Source organism: Streptomyces sp. NPDC002619, from assembly GCF_042889305.1.
GTDB lineage: Bacteria > Actinomycetota > Actinomycetes > Streptomycetales > Streptomycetaceae > Streptomyces.
This window is the reverse complement of sequence record NZ_JBIAQV010000025.1, coordinates 1-16441: the sequence shown is the minus strand read 5'-3', so window position 1 is coordinate 16441 and position 16441 is coordinate 1. Positions and strand designations below refer to the sequence as shown.

The window sequence follows — 16441 nt, the reverse complement described above, 5'->3', positions numbered from 1 at the left end:
GGCTATGCCTTGGTGTGGGAGCAGCGGGTGCCGGCCGGTGCGGCAGTGGTCTTGGACAGGCTGGTGGTGTGCGGGATGGAGAGCTGGAGGACAAGTCCGGTGCTGTCGGGACGCGCGACGTTCAGCCGTGCCCTCCCCGTGGGGACCCGCAGGCCCGCGAGCGTGTCCGTGAGGTGCGCGGTGCCGCCGTGAGGTAGGCGGCACCCGCGGCCACGCGGTTCTCGATCACGGTACGCATGACTCAAGCATGCATGGAGGCATGGGGGCCTGCCGGGCTGGGTGTGCCGTTGTCGTCCCGGTCGTGACGGTCCGCTGCTTCGCCGATGGCGGAGGGCCTGACCCGCAGCAGGCGGGCGGCCCAGGTGGGCAGGTACCAGTTGGCCCGGCCGAAGAGAACCACCAGAGCGGGGGTGAGCAGGGTGCGTACGACCAGGGCGTCGATCAGGATGCCCGCTGCCATACCGGTGGCCATCATCTTGATGGTCACGTCCGGGGTGGAGGACAGTGAGATCAGGGCGAGAAAGAGGATCAGGGCGGCGCTGGTGACCAGGCGTCCGGTGCGGCTGACCCCTTCGATCACGGCGTCGTTCGTACGCCCGGTGCGGTCGTACGCCTCACGGATACGGGCCAGGATGAACACCTCGTAGTCCATCGAGACCCCGAAGAGGAACCCGAAGAGCAGCATGGGCACGAACGGGCTGATCGACCCGGTCGCGGGAATGCCCCACAGGGTGTTGGAGCCCCAGCCGTGCTGCCAGACGAGGACCAGTACGCCGTAGGCGGCGCCGACCGACAGCAGGTTGAGCGCGACGGCTTTGGCCGGCAGGAGCAACGAGCGCATGCCCCGGGCCAGCAGCACAAAGGTCACGAGGGCGACCACGGCGAACAGCACCGGGAACCAGCTGGACATGATGTGCGCGACGTCCGTGGACTGGACCAGATTGCCGCCGATCATCGCGTTGTGCGGGGCCGCCGTACGCAGGTCGGCCAGGGCGGTTCCGGGGTGTGCCGTGCCGATCTCGGTCTTCGGCAGCGCCATGATGACCGAGCTGGTGGTGTGCTGCCAGGCCGGGTTGTCGGCGACCAGGACGCCGTGCAGGTCGGGGAGGCCGCGCAGGGTCGCGGCGGTGGCCGACGGATCGGTTCCCGCCGGGAGCCTGATCGGGATCGAGGTCAGTACGCCGGTGGGGAACCCGTCGTGCTGCAGAGCCTTGAGACCCTGCTCCGCCGGGCCGCTCGCAGCCAGCGAGGTGGAGGCGGGGGCGGCGCTGTTGATGGTCAGCCCGAAGGCGCACAGGGTGCCAAGGATCGCGGTTCCCAGCAGGGCTGCGGTCTTGGGCCTGGCCACGATGGTGCGTGCGGTGCGCGTCCACATCGTTCCGGGTCCGGTGCTCTTGCGGCGACGCAGCCGGATCTTGTCCAGGCGCGGCCCGGCCGTGGACAGCAGCAGGGGGATGGTCGTGAGCGCTACGAGTGCCGCGATGGAGGGGATGAACAGACCGGACAGGCCGACCCCTTGGAGAAAGGAGACGGGCACGACGATCAGCGCGAACAGGCCGAGGGAGGCGATCAGTGCGCTGAAGGCGACCGAGTGCCCGGCGCGGTGCAGTGACCGCAGGACGGCCTGCTTGTTGTCGGCGCCCTCGTCGCGTTCCTCGCGCCAGCGGTTGACCAGCAGGAGCGCGTAGTCGACCGAGAGTCCGAGTCCCAGCAGGGCGACGATGAACTGCACCGAGGGGTTGATGGCGATGTTGGTGGCATAGGTCAGACCCCAGATGGCCAGTTGCATGGTCAGCACGGAGACGATGGCGGACAGCAGCGGGAGCAGGGCGAGCGCGGAGCCGAAGACCCAGGCCAGCACCAGAAGTGCGAGGCCGACTCCGACGAGCATCTCGGTCAGCACGCTCGACCCGGAGCTGGAACCGCCCGCACTGAGCTGCTCGATGCCGGTCTGGTGCACGGTGGTGCCGGGCACCGCGTGGCTGATCGCGGAACTCATCGAGTCCAGCACCGGCGGTGCGACCCCGGTGCCCTGCTGCGGCGGGTACACCATCACCAGGGTCGAGGTTCCGCCGGTGCCGACCAGAGCGCGGTCGCCGGTGCTTGCGTACGACAGGTCGTGCACCCCAGGCACGGACGCGGCGACCTTGTCGGCGGCGGCGAGGCCCGCCTTGACGGCGGGGCTGCCGGCGGTGGTGCCGTGCGGCAGGTTGACGACCAGCACGCTGGGGTTGGCGCTCACCCCGCCGTACTCCTTCTGCAGTGCGGCGTTGGCGTGGTAGCTGGCCGTGTCGACCGTCGTGCCGCTCTTGAGGCGATCGGCCACTTGGGGCGCCATCAGCACCCCGACCACGGTCACGACGACCCAGGCCAGGGCCAGCCCTATCCGATGCCGCATGACGAACGCGGCGAAGCGTTCCACGAGATCCACCTCCGGGAGCAGGCCGGATCCACAAACAGACCGGCGACGCCTGCCGAAGCTAGGAGCGCCAACCTTTCGATTCGCTTAACCGCCGCCCCTCGCGCCACGCCGTCGTTTCGGGCAGGTTGGAGAGAGATCACCGGTGGGTTCCGGCAGCCCTGACGCCCTTGGAAGCACCGGTGCTGACCCAACAAACACCTACTGGCAGGCCGCTCGGGAACGTCGCCGGCGCACCCGCTATAGCAAATAGCCTGCCCGGAAAGAGGTCGTCATGCGCGCTCGTTCCTCCCGCTCAGCCACCCGTACGGGGCTCGCCGCCGTGGCGCTCGGCGCGGTGCTCGCCGCCTGCTCGTCGGCCGGCACCGGCCAGACGTCCGACACCGGTTCCGCGAGCCCCGCAGCCCCGGCGGCGGTGGCCGACCTGGTGACCAAGGCGCACGGCGAAACCGGGCTGATCATCTACGGCAATACGCCCGCTGGCGTCATCCAGCCGCTGCTCAAGGCCTTCACCAAGACCTATCCCTGGATCAAGCCCGCGTACTCGCAACTCTCGGACAACCAGGTCTACAGCAAGTACCAGTCCGAGCACGCCCAGGGCGCCCACACCGCGGACCTGCTGATCTCCGACTCGATCCAGCAGGTGGTGCAGGGCGAACAGAACGGCCTCTTCGCCGACGTCGCCCCGCAGGGACTGGCAGACTTCCCCGCGTACACCAACCAGGGGCATGGCGTGTACGTGATGTCGCCCGACCCGGTCCTGGTCACCTGGAACACCAAGCTGCTGTCCAAGAACCAGGCCCCCACCAGCTACGCGGGACTCGCCGCGGACGTCAAGAAGGACCCCTCCCAGCACCCCCTCGTCAGCTACTCGCCCAACAACCCGCTGGGTTACGAGGCGGTCTACGGCCTGAACCACATCCTGGGCGCCACCACCGTCAACAGCTATCTGGACACGTACGGCCCGCACACCAAGACCCTGGACGAGGGACTGGACGGCCTGCAGTACCTGGTCCAGGGCGGCGCCTCGGCCGGATGGCTCTCCAGCGGCCTGGCCCAGGCCGTCGTCCCGCAGTACAAGGGCCTGATCTCCTACGGCTACATGAGCGACGCCACCCCGCTGACCCCGCGCCTGATCACCCAGACCGCCGGCGCCGCCTCCCCGGCCTCCGCCCAACTGTTCCTGGATTACATCTACAGCGACGCCGGCCAGCAGGTCATGTGCGCGGCGGGCATGGAGGCGTCGATGAACAACTTCCAGCCCGCCAACGGCTGCACCGCGAGCCTGACCGAACTGGCCAAGCACGTACCGGCCAAGACCACCTACCTCGTCCCGGTCTCCCAGGACGTCGTCAACCAGCAGAAGCCGATCACCGACCACTGGAACAAGGCCCTGGGTCGCTGAGCACCATGACCCGGAACACACCCACCGTCGCCCCACCCGCCGCCCGGTTCGCCGCGGTCCCGACCGCCCCGCGCCGCCGCCCCGCGCCGGGGCAGTACGCGGTCTGGGCCGTGATCGCCGTGCTGACCCTGGCGCCATTGGTGCCCCTGGTCATCACCTCGTTCCTGTCGAAGCCCTACTACCTGCCCGGAGGCGTGTTCAGCACCGACGCCTACCGGCAGCTCCTCGCCGATGCGGCGTTCCGCCGGGCCGCCTGGAACACGGTCCTCTTCGCCGTGACGGCCACCGCTCTCGCGGTGCTGCTCGGCGCCGCCTTCGCCGTCCTGATCACCCGCACCAACCTGCCCGGCAGACGGCCGCTGGGACACGCCCTGCTGGCCCCGCTCCTCATCCCGCCGCTGGGCCTGATCGTCGGCTGGGAATCGCTGTACGGACCGGCCGGCTATCTGACCCAGCTGTGGTCCAAGAACCTGCACCTGCCCGCCTGGAATCTCACCTCGCTGCCCGGCATGTCCGTCCTCGGAGCCGTGGTGACGCTCCCCATCGCCTACCTGACCTGCAAGGCAGTCCTGGACAGCGCGGACGGCACGCTGGAGGACGCCGTACGGGCCTCCGGCGGCGGCACGCTGCGCGTCCTCACCACCGTGACCGTGCCGATGCTGCGCACCGCCCTGCTCGACAGCGGGCTGCTCATCTTCACGCTCTGCCTGGAGGTGCTCGGCATCCCGCTGTTCCTGGGCCGCCCGGCGAACATCCAGTTCATCGCCAGCTACCTCTACGACACCTGGTCCAGCAGCAGACTCCCCGACCCGCCCGTCGTCTCCGCCGGAGCGATCCTGCTGCTCGTGGTGGCCTCGGTCCTTCTCGTCGTACGCGACCGGCTGCTGCGGCACTCCGCGCGCTACACGGCCGGCACCCGGGCCACTCCGCCCGCGCGTCCGCTGGATCTGGGGCGCTGGCGCATTCCGGCCGCCGTGGGCATGGCCGGCTTCGTCGGCCTCACCTGTGTGATCCCGCTGCTGGGTCTCGTCCTCATGTCGTCGGTCACCGATCTGACCACCCTGGTCGCCCCCTGGCACCTGTGGACCGCCGCCAACTGGGACCAGATCTGGACCGACCCCACGCTGCACCGCTCGATCACCGACAGCCTGACCGTCGCCGCCGTCGGCAGCGCGGCCACCGTCGTCCTGGTCGCCCTCGCCACCGTCATCGCCCACCACTCGGGCTTCCGGCTGCGCCGCACCCTGCCCGCGCTGCTCGTCTACCCCAGGGCCACCCCCGGCATCGTCTTCGGAGTCGGCTTCTTCTGGCTGTTCCTGATCGTCAACTGGCCCGGCGCACTGCTACGTAACAGCCTGTGGGGCGAACTCCTCGCCCTGAGTGTGCGCAACATGACCTTGGCCTACATCATCCTGGCCCCCGCCCTGGCCCGGATCAGCCCGGAACTGGCCAAGGCAGCGGCTACCTCCGGCGCGAGCTGGTGGACCACCACCCGCCGCATCACCCTGCCCCTGCTGCGCCCCGCCCTGCTCAGCGCCCTGGTGCTGATGTTCGTGACCCTGGTCAGCGACTACGACCCCGTGGTCTTCCTGACCAAGCCCGGCACCGAACTCCTCGGCACCACCATGCTCCAGACCTGGTCCAAGGGACTTCCCGGGCCGGTCGCCGCCATGGCCCTGGTCCAAGTCCTCCTGGTGGCTCTCGCGTTGGCGGCGGGCCTCGGCTGGACCCTGCGAAAGAAAGGCCGCCATGCCTGAGATCTCCGTACACCGGTTGACCCAGACGTTCGGGTCCACCCGCGTCCTGGACGCCGTCGACTTCACCGTCCTCGACGGCGAGTTCGTCACCCTGCTCGGCCCCAGCGGCTGCGGAAAGACGACCACCCTGATGTCGATCGCCGGGTTCCACACCCCCGACGAGGGCACCATCGCCCATGGCGACCGCACGCTGTTCGACGCCGCACAGATCCACAACATCCCTGCCGAACAACGGGAGTTGGGCGTGGTCTTCCAGTCGTACGCGCTGTGGCCGCACCTCACCGTCGCGCAGAACGTCGCCTTCCCCCTCAGGGTCCGCCGCACCGACCGCACCGAGATCAGGCGACGCGTCGGTGAGGTCCTGGACCTGGTCGAACTCGGCCACCGCGCGGACGCCCACCCGCACCAGCTCTCCGGCGGCCAGCAGCAGCGCGTCGCCCTGGCCAGAGCACTCGCCCACGGCCCCAGCGCCCTGCTGCTCGACGAGCCCTTCTCCAACCTCGACGCGAAACTGCGCGAACGGGCCCGCGAATGGCTCGGAGACCTCCAGCGCGACCTCGGCATCACCACCGTCTTCGTCACCCACGACCAGACCGAGGCCCTCGCAATGAGTGACCGGATCCTGGTCATGAACAAGGGCCGCATCGTGCGCGCCGGCACCCCCGAGGACGTGTACCGCCGCCCCGGCAGCCGTTTCGTCGCCGAGTTTCTGGGCCGCTGCAACTTCCTTACCGGTACGGCCCGTTCAACCGGCCCCGGCACAGGGCTGCTGGAAGCTCCCGGTCTGACCGGTGGCGTCCCGTTCCGCACCGACACCCCGCTCGCCCCCGGACCGGTCACGGTGGCGATCCGTCCCGAAGCCCTCACACTGACCGCGGCCGACACCGCCACGACGGGATGGCATGCGCACATCACCCACACCACGTTCCTGGGCGACCACTACCTCCACACCCTCCAAGCCGGGCCTCATACCCTGCAGGCCCACAGCACCCACCCACTCCCCACCACGGTCCGGGTCACAGCCGACGCCGACGCCGCCGGCCTCGTCACCGACGACGGCATTTCACCGGACCCCCGACGCGACGCCCCGCTCACCGCATCGCACGCTGTTTGACCGCCGCACCAGACATCAAACGGATCCGCACTCCCGCCGCGGGCCCCCGGTATCTCATCCTCGGCAGAAACTCTGGCCGTGTGGATCTTCGACCTCTGGGCCAGATGCGTCCCTTGGTAGCCGAGAGTGAAGGTGCCAATGGCGGGGTGGTGGTAGGTCTTACGGCCGTACGCGTGCCCCTTGACGTCGTAGCGCTCCCACAGGCGGGCGAAGTCCGGGCTCTTGAGCAGGAGTTCGCCGACGAGCTGGGTGATTGATATTTGCGTACTTCAGTAAGAAATTTGTGATGGCTTGCATGGCTCATTCTTTACTTCGTCAGAATCTAGTGGGGTGGATGGGGGCTCTGTACGGTCGGGGCGCCGGTTTCCCGCACTCCTTGAAGGAGCATCAGATGCTGACGATCCCCAGACCCCGGCGACTGGCGGCGGCCGCCGTCGCCGCGGTCGGCGCGATGTGCGTGTCCGTCTTACCGGCCGCCGCCACACAAGGGGCGCCGCCGTCCAAGCCGCTCCGGGCCGGCCCGACGGCCCACACTCCCCGGCAGGCGCAGGCGCAGGCGGCAGCGAGCGCGGCGGTGGGTGCGACGACGCCGTTCTCGGTCTACGAGGCCGAGGCGGGAACGCCGGGCGGGGGTGCGGCCGTCCGGTCGCTGACCTCGGCGCCGACGACGCAGTACTCAAGCGCCGCCTTGGAGGCTTCGGGCCATTCCTATGTCCACCTGGGCGGCACGGGCCAGTCGGTGCAGTGGACGAACACCACCGGGCAGCCGATCTCCTTCATCAACGTCCGCGCCGGCATCCCGGATTCGGCATCCGGCGGTGGTGTCACCGGAACGCTGAACCTGTACGTCAACGGGGTGTTCCGGCAGGCGCTGAACCTCAACTCGCGGCAGAGCTGGGTGTACGAGGGCAACGGCAACTACAACACGAGCGACAACCAGAACCCGGCCGACGGCGACCCGAGGGTCTTCTGGGACGAGTCGCACACCTTCGTCACCGGGGCCCCGATCCCGGCGGGCGCCACGTTCTCGCTGCGGCAGGACTCCGACAACACTGCGTCCTTCTACGACGTGGATTCCGTCGACGTGGAGAACCCGCCGGCGCCGCAGGCGCAGCCGGCGAACTCGATCTCGATCACGAGTTGCGGTGCGGTGGCGGACAACAATCCGACCAATGGTGCGGCCGACAGCCAGTCGGTGGACAGCCGGGCCGCCATCCAGAACTGCATCGACCAGGCCCAGTCGCAGGGAAAGACCCTGTGGATCCCCCAGGGCACCTTCTACGTGAAGGGCACCGCGGGACTGAACGCACAGGGGATCACCATCGCGGGCGCGGGCCTGTGGTACAGCACGATCTACCGTGACGTCCCGGTCCCCAACAGCACGCCGCTGGCGGCACTGTTCGACCTGACCTCCTGCACCGTGCGGAACTTCCACATCGACGCCAACGCCGTCAGCCGGAGCACCATCGGCGGGGACGGCGGCGCGATGGACACCACCGGCACCGGCTGGCTGGCCGACGGCATCTGGACCCAGCACACCATGTCGGGCTTCTGGGCCTCCGGCACCGGCGGGAAGGTACAGAACAGCCGGCTAACGTCGATCTGGGCGGACGGGATCAACGTCAACAACGTGTCGCTGGGCGCGGACACCGGGAACAACTTGACGGTCACCAACAACTTCGTCCGCGGCACCGGGGACGACGCGATCGCCATCAACTCGGTGAGCTACAACACCAACAGCGACGGTTCCAAGACCTACTACAACCCGATGAGCAATGTCACCGTCAGCGACAACACCTCGATCGCACCATGGGGCGGCAAGGGTGTCGGGATCTACGGGGGCAGCGGCCATCAGGTCAAGGACAACTACATCAGCGACACGGCCCGCTACATCGGTCTGGGAGCCGGGCGCTTCGGTGTCAACGGCAGCGACCTGCTGTCCGCGACCGTGACGGGCAACACCGTGGTCCGCTCCGGCGGCAACGCCTACAGCCAGGGCCAGCCCGCCCTGCACATCGGCAACGGCGGCGACGGGCAGAACACCGGGATCGTCGACAAGGTCACGGTGACCGGCAACACCGTCACCGACTCCCTCTATGACGGGATCGGCTTCTCCACCTCGACCAACACCCTGCTGCAGGACAACACGGTCAGCAGCCCCGGCCGCAACGGCATCGCGATCTCGCCGTCGTTCTACCCGGCGCCCACCGGTTCCGCGACGATCACCGGCAACACGGTCACCGGGCTCACCTCCGGCGCCTCAGCCTTCGTCAACAACTCCACCGGGTTCGTCGCGACGCTCAGTGACAACCACTGGCCGCCGGCCGCTCCCGAGGGCCCCTACGGCGGCACCCCGGCCGCCGTGCCCGGCACGGTGCAGGCGGAGAACTACGACACCGGCGGCCAGGGGGTCGCGTACAACGTCACCTCGGTCAACGGCAACGCCAACTCCTACCGCGCCGACGGCGTGGACCTGGACAACACCTCGGACACCGGCGGCGGTTATAACCTGGGCTGGACCGGCGCCGGACAGTGGTTCCGCTACACCGTGGACGTCGCCACGGCCGGCACCTACGCCCTCAGCCTGCGCGTCGCGGCCCCGGCCGCGGTGCCAGGCGCGCTGCACCTGTCGGACGCCTCCGGCACCGACCTCACTGGAGCCGTCGACCTGCCCGCCACCGGCGACTGGCAAACCTGGGGCACCGCGACCGCCCACGTGACCCTGCCCGCCGGCCGGCAGATTCTGACTCTCAACCAGGACACCGGTGGCTGGAACATCAACCACCTCGCCTTTGCCGCGGGGAGCGGCTCACCGCAGGCCACCCTGACCGCGTCTCCCGGATCACTGACCTTCGCCGACCAGGCGGTGAACACGAGCAGCGCCGCGCAGACCGTCACTATCACCAACTCCGGCACCGCCACCGCCTCGATCACCGGGGTCACCGCCGGCGGTGACTTCGCCCAGACCACCACCTGCGGCACCTCCCTGGCCGCCGGTGCGAACTGCACGGTCTCCGTCACCTTCAGACCCACCGCCTCCGGCCCTCGCACCGGCACCCTCTCCCTGACCGGCAGCCAGTCCAACAGCCCAACCGCGGTGGCCCTTTCGGGCACCGGCATCGACCCCACCGGGACCAACCTCGCCGCCGGCAAGCCCACCAGCGAGTCCAGCCACACCGACGTATACCCGTCGTCGAACGTGACGGACGGCAACCAGGGCTCCTACTGGGAAAGCGCCAACAACACGTTTCCGCAGTGGGTCCAGGTCGACCTGGGCTCGGCCCGGAGCGCCTCCCGCGTGGTCCTGCAACTGCCCCCCACCTGGGGCGCCCGCACCCAGACCCTGACCCTCGGCGGCAGCACCGACGGCACCACCTTCACCGCCCTGAAGTCCTCGGCCGCCTACCCCTTCGACCCGAGCACCAGGAACACCGTCACTCTCACCTTCCCCGCCACCACCCAGCGCTACTTCCGCGTCACCATCACCGCCAACAGCGGCTGGCCCGCGGGCCAGGTGTCCGAGTTCCAGATCTGGAACTCCTGACCCCACCCTCTCCACGGTGCCGCCGGACACCCGTCCGGCGGCACCGCCATGTGCGCGGCCCGGCGCTGGATGCAGCCTCAAGACGGCACATTAGATCTTGCAGGCTGAATTTTTATTGTTGCAATGCTCTATCTAGTTCTTGCGTGTCCATGTCGAGGATATTACGGTCCCCCTCGCGTCGTTACCGCCCCCCGTCTCCCCCCTCTCCCTTTGAGTCCCCCCCACCCTCTCTCTGGCGGTGTCAGCGGCACAGTTCCGGCATTTCGCGATCAAAGGAGTGGCAAGTGTTCCATTCCATCCGAGATCTGAGACGAGCCCTCGTCTGGGCGGTCAGCACCGCGATGGTGGCTGCTGTCGGCGTCGTCGCTCTGGCCGTCCAACCGGCCTGGGCGGCGACCGCCGCCACCGGCGGCAGCGGTGCGAGCCTGCCGTACGTCGAGGTGCAGGCGGAGAACTCCGCCACCAACGGCACACCCATCGGCCCGAGTTACACCCAGGGCCAGTTGGCCGACGAGGCGTCGTACCGCAAGGCGACGACGCTCCAGGGCACCGGCAAGTACGTCACGTTCACCACGCCGGTGGCCACCAACTCGATCAACTTCCGCTACAGCATCCCCGACACCTCGAACGGCTCGGTCTACACCGCCGCGCTGTCCCTGTACATCGACGGCGTCAAGCAGCCCGACTTCACCCTGACCAACGCCTACAGCTGGTACTACGGCAGCTACCCCTTCACCAACTCGCCGGGCAGCAACCCGCACCACTTCTACGACGAGGCCCACCGCCTGTTCTCCACCACCTATCCGGCGGGCACGACCTTCAAGTTGCAGGTCGACGCCGGGGACACCGCTTCCTCGTACACGATCGACTTCGCCGACTTCGAGCAGGTCGGCGCCGCCCTGACCGCACCCTCGGGGTCGGTGTCGGTGACCAGCAAAGGCGCCGACTCCACCGGTGTGAGCGACGCGACCAGTGCGTTCAACGCCGCGATCAGCGCGGCCGGCCCCGGCGGCACCGTGTGGATCCCGCCGGGCACCTACAACATCCCCGGCCACATCAGCGTCAACAACGTCACGATCGCCGGCGCCGGCATGTGGTACTCCACCGTCACCGGCACGGCACCCGGCTTCTACGGCAACTCCGCGCCCTCGGCCAGCACCAACGTGCGCCTGCAGAACTTCGCGATCTTCGGCAATGTGCAGGAACGCGACGACAGCGCCCAGGTCAACGGCATCGGCGGCGCGATGAGCGACTCGACCGTCTCCAGCCTGTGGATCGACCACATGAAGGTCGGCGCCTGGATGGACGGGCCGATGGACGGGCTGACGTTCACCGGCATGCGCATCCGTGACACCACCGCCGACGGCATCAACTTCCACGGCGGCGTCACCAACTCCAAGGTGACCAACAGCGACATCCGCAACACCGGCGACGACGGCATCGCCACCTGGGCGGACTCCGCCATCGGTGCCGACGCCAACGACACGATCTCCAACAACACCGTGTCCCTGCAGATCCTCGCCAACGGCATCGCGATCTACGGCGGCCACGACAACACCGTCAGCGGCAACCGGGTGGTGGACTCCGGCATCACCCAGGGCGGCGGCATCCACGTGGGGCAACGTTTCACGTCGACGCCGGTCGGCACCACCACGATCTCCGACAACACCCTGATCCGGGACGGCAGCCTCGACCCGAACTGGCAGTTCGGCGTGGGCGCACTGTGGTTCGACGGCAGCCAGGGCGCGATCACCGGCCCGATCAACGTGACCAACGCGCTGATCCAGCAGAGTCCGTACGAAGCCGTCCAGTGGGTCGAGGGCACCATCAGCGGGGTCAACCTCAACAACGTGACCATCGCCGGAACCGGAACCTTCGCCCTGCAGGAACAGACCGGCGGCGCCGCAAAGTTCACTAACGTCACGGCGACCGGCGTCGGTTACTCGTCCCCGGTGTACAACTGCTCGGGCGGCAACTTCGTCGTCACCGACGGCGGCGGCAACTCCGGCATCAGCGGCACGCCGTACTGCGGCGGCTGGCCGGCTCCGGTCTACCCGCCCTACCCGTCCGAAGGCGTGACGGCCACCCCCGGCGCGCTCAACTTCGGTTCGGTCGCGACCGGTTCGACGAGCGCCGCACAGACCGTGACGGTCTCCAACCCGACCAACACCGCCGCGTCCGTCTCGTCGATCTCCACCAGCGGCGACTACTCCCAGACCAACACGTGCGGCTCGTCGATCGCGGCGAACGGCTCGTGCACCGTCAGCGTGAAGTTCGCGCCGACCGCGACCGGCAGCCGTAGCGGCACTCTGACCGTCAACGCGGGCGGGAACACCAACACGGTCAGCCTCTCCGGTACCGGCACCGCGCCGGGCCCGGTTCTGAACACCGACCCGGCGAGCCTGTCCTTCGAGAGTACGGTGGTCGGCTCGTCGGCCACCGCGCAGACGGTGAAGGTGACGAACTCGGGCACCGCGTCGGCGACCGTCTCGGGCGTCGCGGCGACCGGTGACTTCAGCCAGACCAACAACTGCTCCACCCTCGCGGTCGGTGCGTCCTGCACGGTGAACGTCGGGTTCAAGCCCACCGCGGGCGGATCGCGCACGGGCAACCTGACCGTCACCAGCAACGCCAACAACAGCCCGACCGTCGTCTCCCTGACCGGCAGCGGCATCGACAGCACCACCAATGTCGCCGCGGGGAGGCCGGCCTCGGCGAGTTCGAGCTCCAGTCCGTACGTCGCCTCGAACCTCACCGACCCGGACGCCTCGACGTACTGGGAGGGCACGAACGGCTCGTTCCCGCAGTGGGCCCAGGTCGACCTCGGCCAGAACTACAGCGTCGGCAAGGTCGTGCTCAAGCTCCCGCCGGCGACGGCGTGGTCGGCTCGCACGCAGACCCTGTCGGTGCAGGGATCCACGGACGGCTCCAGCTTCTCGACGATCAAGGCATCGGCCGGGTACACCTTCGACCCGAACACCAACAACAACACGGTGACCATCACGTTCAACGCCGCCACGGCGAGATACGTGCGGGTGAACATCACCGCCAACACCGGGTGGAACGCCGCTCAGTTGTCGGACTTCCAGGTGTTCCCCAGCTCCGGTGGTTCCTCGCCGGCGACCTTGTCGACCAGCCCGACGTCGTTGTCGTATCCCACCCAGGCGCTCAACACCGCCAGCAGTGCGCAGACGGTCACGGTGACCAACACCGGAACCGCCGCCGCGACCGTCTCCGGCATCACCGTCACGGGCGACTTCTCCCAGACCAACAACTGCGGGACGTCGATCGCGGCGAACGCCTCCTGCACGGTGAACGTCACGTTCAGGCCCACCGCGTCCGGCACCCGCACCGGCGACCTCAGCATCGCCAGCAACGCGTCGAACGGCACGGCCACGGTCGCGCTGACCGGCACCGGTGCCGGCACGGTGAGCAGGAACCTGGCAGCCGGCGCGGCCACCACCGAGTCCAGCCACACCGACGTCTACGCGTCCTCGAACGTGACGGACGGCAACCAGGGCTCCTACTGGGAGAGCGCCAACAACGCCTTCCCCCAGTGGGTCCAGGTCGACCTCGGTTCCGCGCAGAGTGCGAGCCGCGTCGTCCTTCAGCTCCCCGCGGCCTGGGGCGCCCGTAACCAGACGCTGTCCCTGTCGGGCAGCACCGACGGTTCCGCCTTCACCACCATCAAGTCGTCGGCCACGTACACCTTCGACCCCACCACCAACAACACGGTCACCATCACGTTCACCGCGACCACCCAGCGATACGTCCGGGTGAACATCACGGCGAACAACGGCTGGCCGGCCGGTCAGATCTCGGAGTTCCAGGTCTGGAACACCTGACCTGACCTGATCTGACTTGATGGTGCCGCCGAGCGCAGGCGCGCTCGGCGGCACCGACCACCGAAAGGAGTCCAGATGGGTGTCACACGCAGAGTCTTCTTACGGGCCGCGATCACGGCCACCGCGGTGGGAACGGTGGGAGCCGCCGAGACCGTACTCGCCCCAACCGCGTCAGCGGCCAGCCCGCCGGGCGACGTGGTCGGCAAGATCAGCGTCGGCTACCAGGGCTGGTTCGCCTGCCTCGGCGACGGCGCGCCCATCAACGGCTGGTGGCACTGGACCCAGAACTGGGGCCAGCCGCCGTCCCCGTCCAACACCGGCATCAAATGCTGGCCCGATATGCGCGACTACACCAGGACGTACCAGACGTCGTACGCCGCCCTCGGCAACGGCCAGCCCGCCACGCTGTTCTCCTCGTACGACCAACAGACGGTGAACACCCACTTCCTGTGGATGCAGCAGAACAACATCGACACCGCGGCACTCCAGCGCTTCAACCCCACCGGCGGAGAGGGCCCCACCCGCGACGCCATGGCGACCAAGGTGCGCAGCGCGGCTGAGTCGTACGGGCGGAAGTTCTACATCATGTACGACGTGACGGACTGGACGAACATGCAGTCCGAGATCAAGACGGACTGGACGGCCAAGATGTCCGCGCACACCGCGTCCTCGGCATACGCGAAGCAGAACGGCAAGCCGGTCGTCTGCATCTGGGGCTTCGGCTTCAACGACAACGACCACCCCTTCACCGCCGACGCCTGCCTCGATGTCATCAACTGGTTCAAGGGCCAGGGCTGTTACGTCATCGGCGGCGTCCCGCGCGAATGGCGGACGGGCACCGGGGGCTCACGGGCCGGCTATCTGGGCGTCTACCACGCCTTCAACATGATCTCGCCGTGGATGGTCGGCGCCATCGCCAATGTGACAGAGGCCGACAACGCCTACAACACCTACACGCTCGGCGACCAGGCCGACTGCGACGCCAACGGCATCGACTACCAGCCCTGCGTCCTGCCCGGCGACGTCTCCGGCCGGCAGCGCGCGCACGGCGACTTCATGTGGCGGCAGTTCTACAACATGGTGCGGGCCGGGGTGCAGGGCATCTACATCTCGATGTTCGACGAGTACAACGAGGGCAACCAGATCGCCAAGACCGCCGAGACACAGGCATGGGTGCCCACCAACTCCGGATTCCTCGCCCTCGACGAAGACGGCACCGCTTGCTCCGCCGACTACTACCTTCGCTTGACCGGCGACGGCGGCCGCATGCTCAAGGGCCAGATAGCACTGACCGCCACTCGCCCCACCCAGCCCGTCGTTCCCACCGGCGGTGACACCACACCGCCCGCTGCGCCGACTGCACTGACAGTCGCCGGACACACCAGCGACTCCGTCTCGCTGGCCTGGAACACGTCGACCGACAACGTCGGCGTGACCGGCTACCGCGTCCTGCAGGTGTCCGGCTCGACCAGCACACAGGTGGGCACCACCAGCGCCGCCTCGTTCACTGTCACCGGACTCGGCGCGTCCACCGCGTACACCTTCGACGTCGTCGCCTTCGACGCGGCGGGAAACGCGTCGCAGCCCTCCAACCAGGTCACCGTCACCACCGACCCCCCTTCCAGCACCACCAACCTCGCCCTCCACCGCCCCACCTCGGAGAGCAGCCACACCCAGACATACGCCTCGGGCAACACGACCGACGGCGACACCAACACCTACTGGGAGTCCGCCAACAACGCCTTCCCGCAGTGGGTCCAGGTCGATCTGGGCGCCACGACCGGTGTCAAACGGATCGTCCTCCACCTTCCCCCGGCGACCGCCTGGGCCACCCGTACCCAGACCATTTCCGTCCAGGGCAGCACAGACGGCGCCACCTTCGCCCAGCTGCTCGCCTCGGCGGGTTACACCTTCGACCCGGCAACCGGCAACACCACGACCCTCACGGTCCCCTCCACCGTCACCACCCGCTACGTACGCCTCACCTTCACCGCCAACAACGGCTGGCCGGCCGGGCAGGTCTCGGAGTTCCAGGTCTTCGGCGTCTGATGAACAGAGGGCCTCGACCTTACCGTCGCGTGCCGGTTCGGCGGCCGGGGAGTAGCGAGGCGCGACGCAGACGGCTGCGCGCGTCGTGACGGCGCTGGCACTACTACTGGTGGCGATGCCAGTAGGACGGCTTTGGGCCGATTGCAGTCCGCGGTTGCCCTTGATCAGCATGTCGTTGACGGCGTGGGTCGTCGATCCGCGCCTGTTTCGGTTCTAGTGCCGCATCAGCCAACGTTCGCCCTGTTCCTGATGAGATGATCACGGCAGTCATCGGGGCTGGCAGCCCTGGATCGGGGAGTGAGGCGCCG

At 68.4% G+C, this 16441-nt stretch carries 8 protein-coding genes and 1 pseudogene; 6 read left to right on the top strand and 3 right to left on the bottom strand.

Annotated elements, in window-relative coordinates:
• Window positions 1-2 precede the first annotated feature (2 nt).
• Together ACFYXB_RS30365 and ACFYXB_RS30360 are read right to left on the bottom strand one after the other, a co-directional pair.
• On the bottom strand, window positions 3-245 hold the full coding sequence (locus tag ACFYXB_RS30365) for a hypothetical protein (RefSeq protein ID WP_389587723.1): 243 nt from the start codon (window positions 243-245) through the stop codon (window positions 3-5).
• On the bottom strand, window positions 242-2422 hold the full coding sequence (locus ACFYXB_RS30360; protein ID WP_389587722.1) for an MMPL family transporter: 2181 nt from the start codon (window positions 2420-2422) through the stop codon (window positions 242-244). Before ACFYXB_RS30360 ends, ACFYXB_RS30365 begins: the two co-directional genes overlap by 4 nt.
• 271 nt (window positions 2423-2693) lie before the next feature.
• On the opposite strand from ACFYXB_RS30360, the gene ACFYXB_RS30355 reads away from it, so the two are divergent.
• Genes ACFYXB_RS30355 through ACFYXB_RS30345 form a run of 3 tightly spaced genes read left to right on the top strand, consistent with a single transcriptional unit; the run spans window position 2694 to window position 6695 of the window.
• On the top strand, window positions 2694-3824 hold the full coding sequence (locus ACFYXB_RS30355) for an ABC transporter substrate-binding protein (RefSeq protein ID WP_389587720.1): 1131 nt from the start codon (window positions 2694-2696) through the stop codon (window positions 3822-3824).
• 5 nt (window positions 3825-3829) lie between these two features.
• On the top strand, window positions 3830-5581 hold the full coding sequence (locus ACFYXB_RS30350; RefSeq protein WP_389587718.1) for an ABC transporter permease: 1752 nt from the start codon (window positions 3830-3832) through the stop codon (window positions 5579-5581).
• Complete coding sequence (locus ACFYXB_RS30345; protein ID WP_389587716.1) at window positions 5574-6695, top strand: ABC transporter ATP-binding protein; 1122 nt, start codon at window positions 5574-5576, stop codon at window positions 6693-6695. Before ACFYXB_RS30350 ends, ACFYXB_RS30345 begins: the two co-directional genes overlap by 8 nt.
• 95 nt (window positions 6696-6790) lie before the next feature.
• On the opposite strand, the pseudogene ACFYXB_RS30340 reads toward ACFYXB_RS30345, so the two are convergent.
• Window positions 6791-6949, bottom strand: a pseudogene (locus tag ACFYXB_RS30340) (transcriptional regulator); the annotation flags it as partial.
• Window positions 6950-7086: 137 nt separating this feature from the next.
• Here ACFYXB_RS30340 and ACFYXB_RS30335 point away from each other — a divergent pair.
• The 3 genes from ACFYXB_RS30335 (at window position 7087) to ACFYXB_RS30325 (ending at window position 16133) form a co-directional block, all read left to right on the top strand.
• On the top strand, window positions 7087-10239 hold the full coding sequence (locus ACFYXB_RS30335) for a discoidin domain-containing protein (protein ID WP_389587714.1): 3153 nt from the start codon (window positions 7087-7089) through the stop codon (window positions 10237-10239).
• A gap of 284 nt (window positions 10240-10523) precedes the next feature.
• The gene (locus ACFYXB_RS30330) at window positions 10524-14084 is read left to right on the top strand and encodes a choice-of-anchor D domain-containing protein (RefSeq protein WP_389587712.1); all 3561 of its coding nucleotides are present in this window, start codon (window positions 10524-10526) and stop codon (window positions 14082-14084) included.
• A gap of 75 nt (window positions 14085-14159) precedes the next feature.
• Window positions 14160-16133, top strand: a complete 1974-nt coding sequence (locus ACFYXB_RS30325) for a discoidin domain-containing protein (RefSeq protein WP_389587710.1) — start codon at window positions 14160-14162, stop codon at window positions 16131-16133.
• The last annotated feature ends 308 nt before the right edge of the window (window positions 16134-16441 follow it).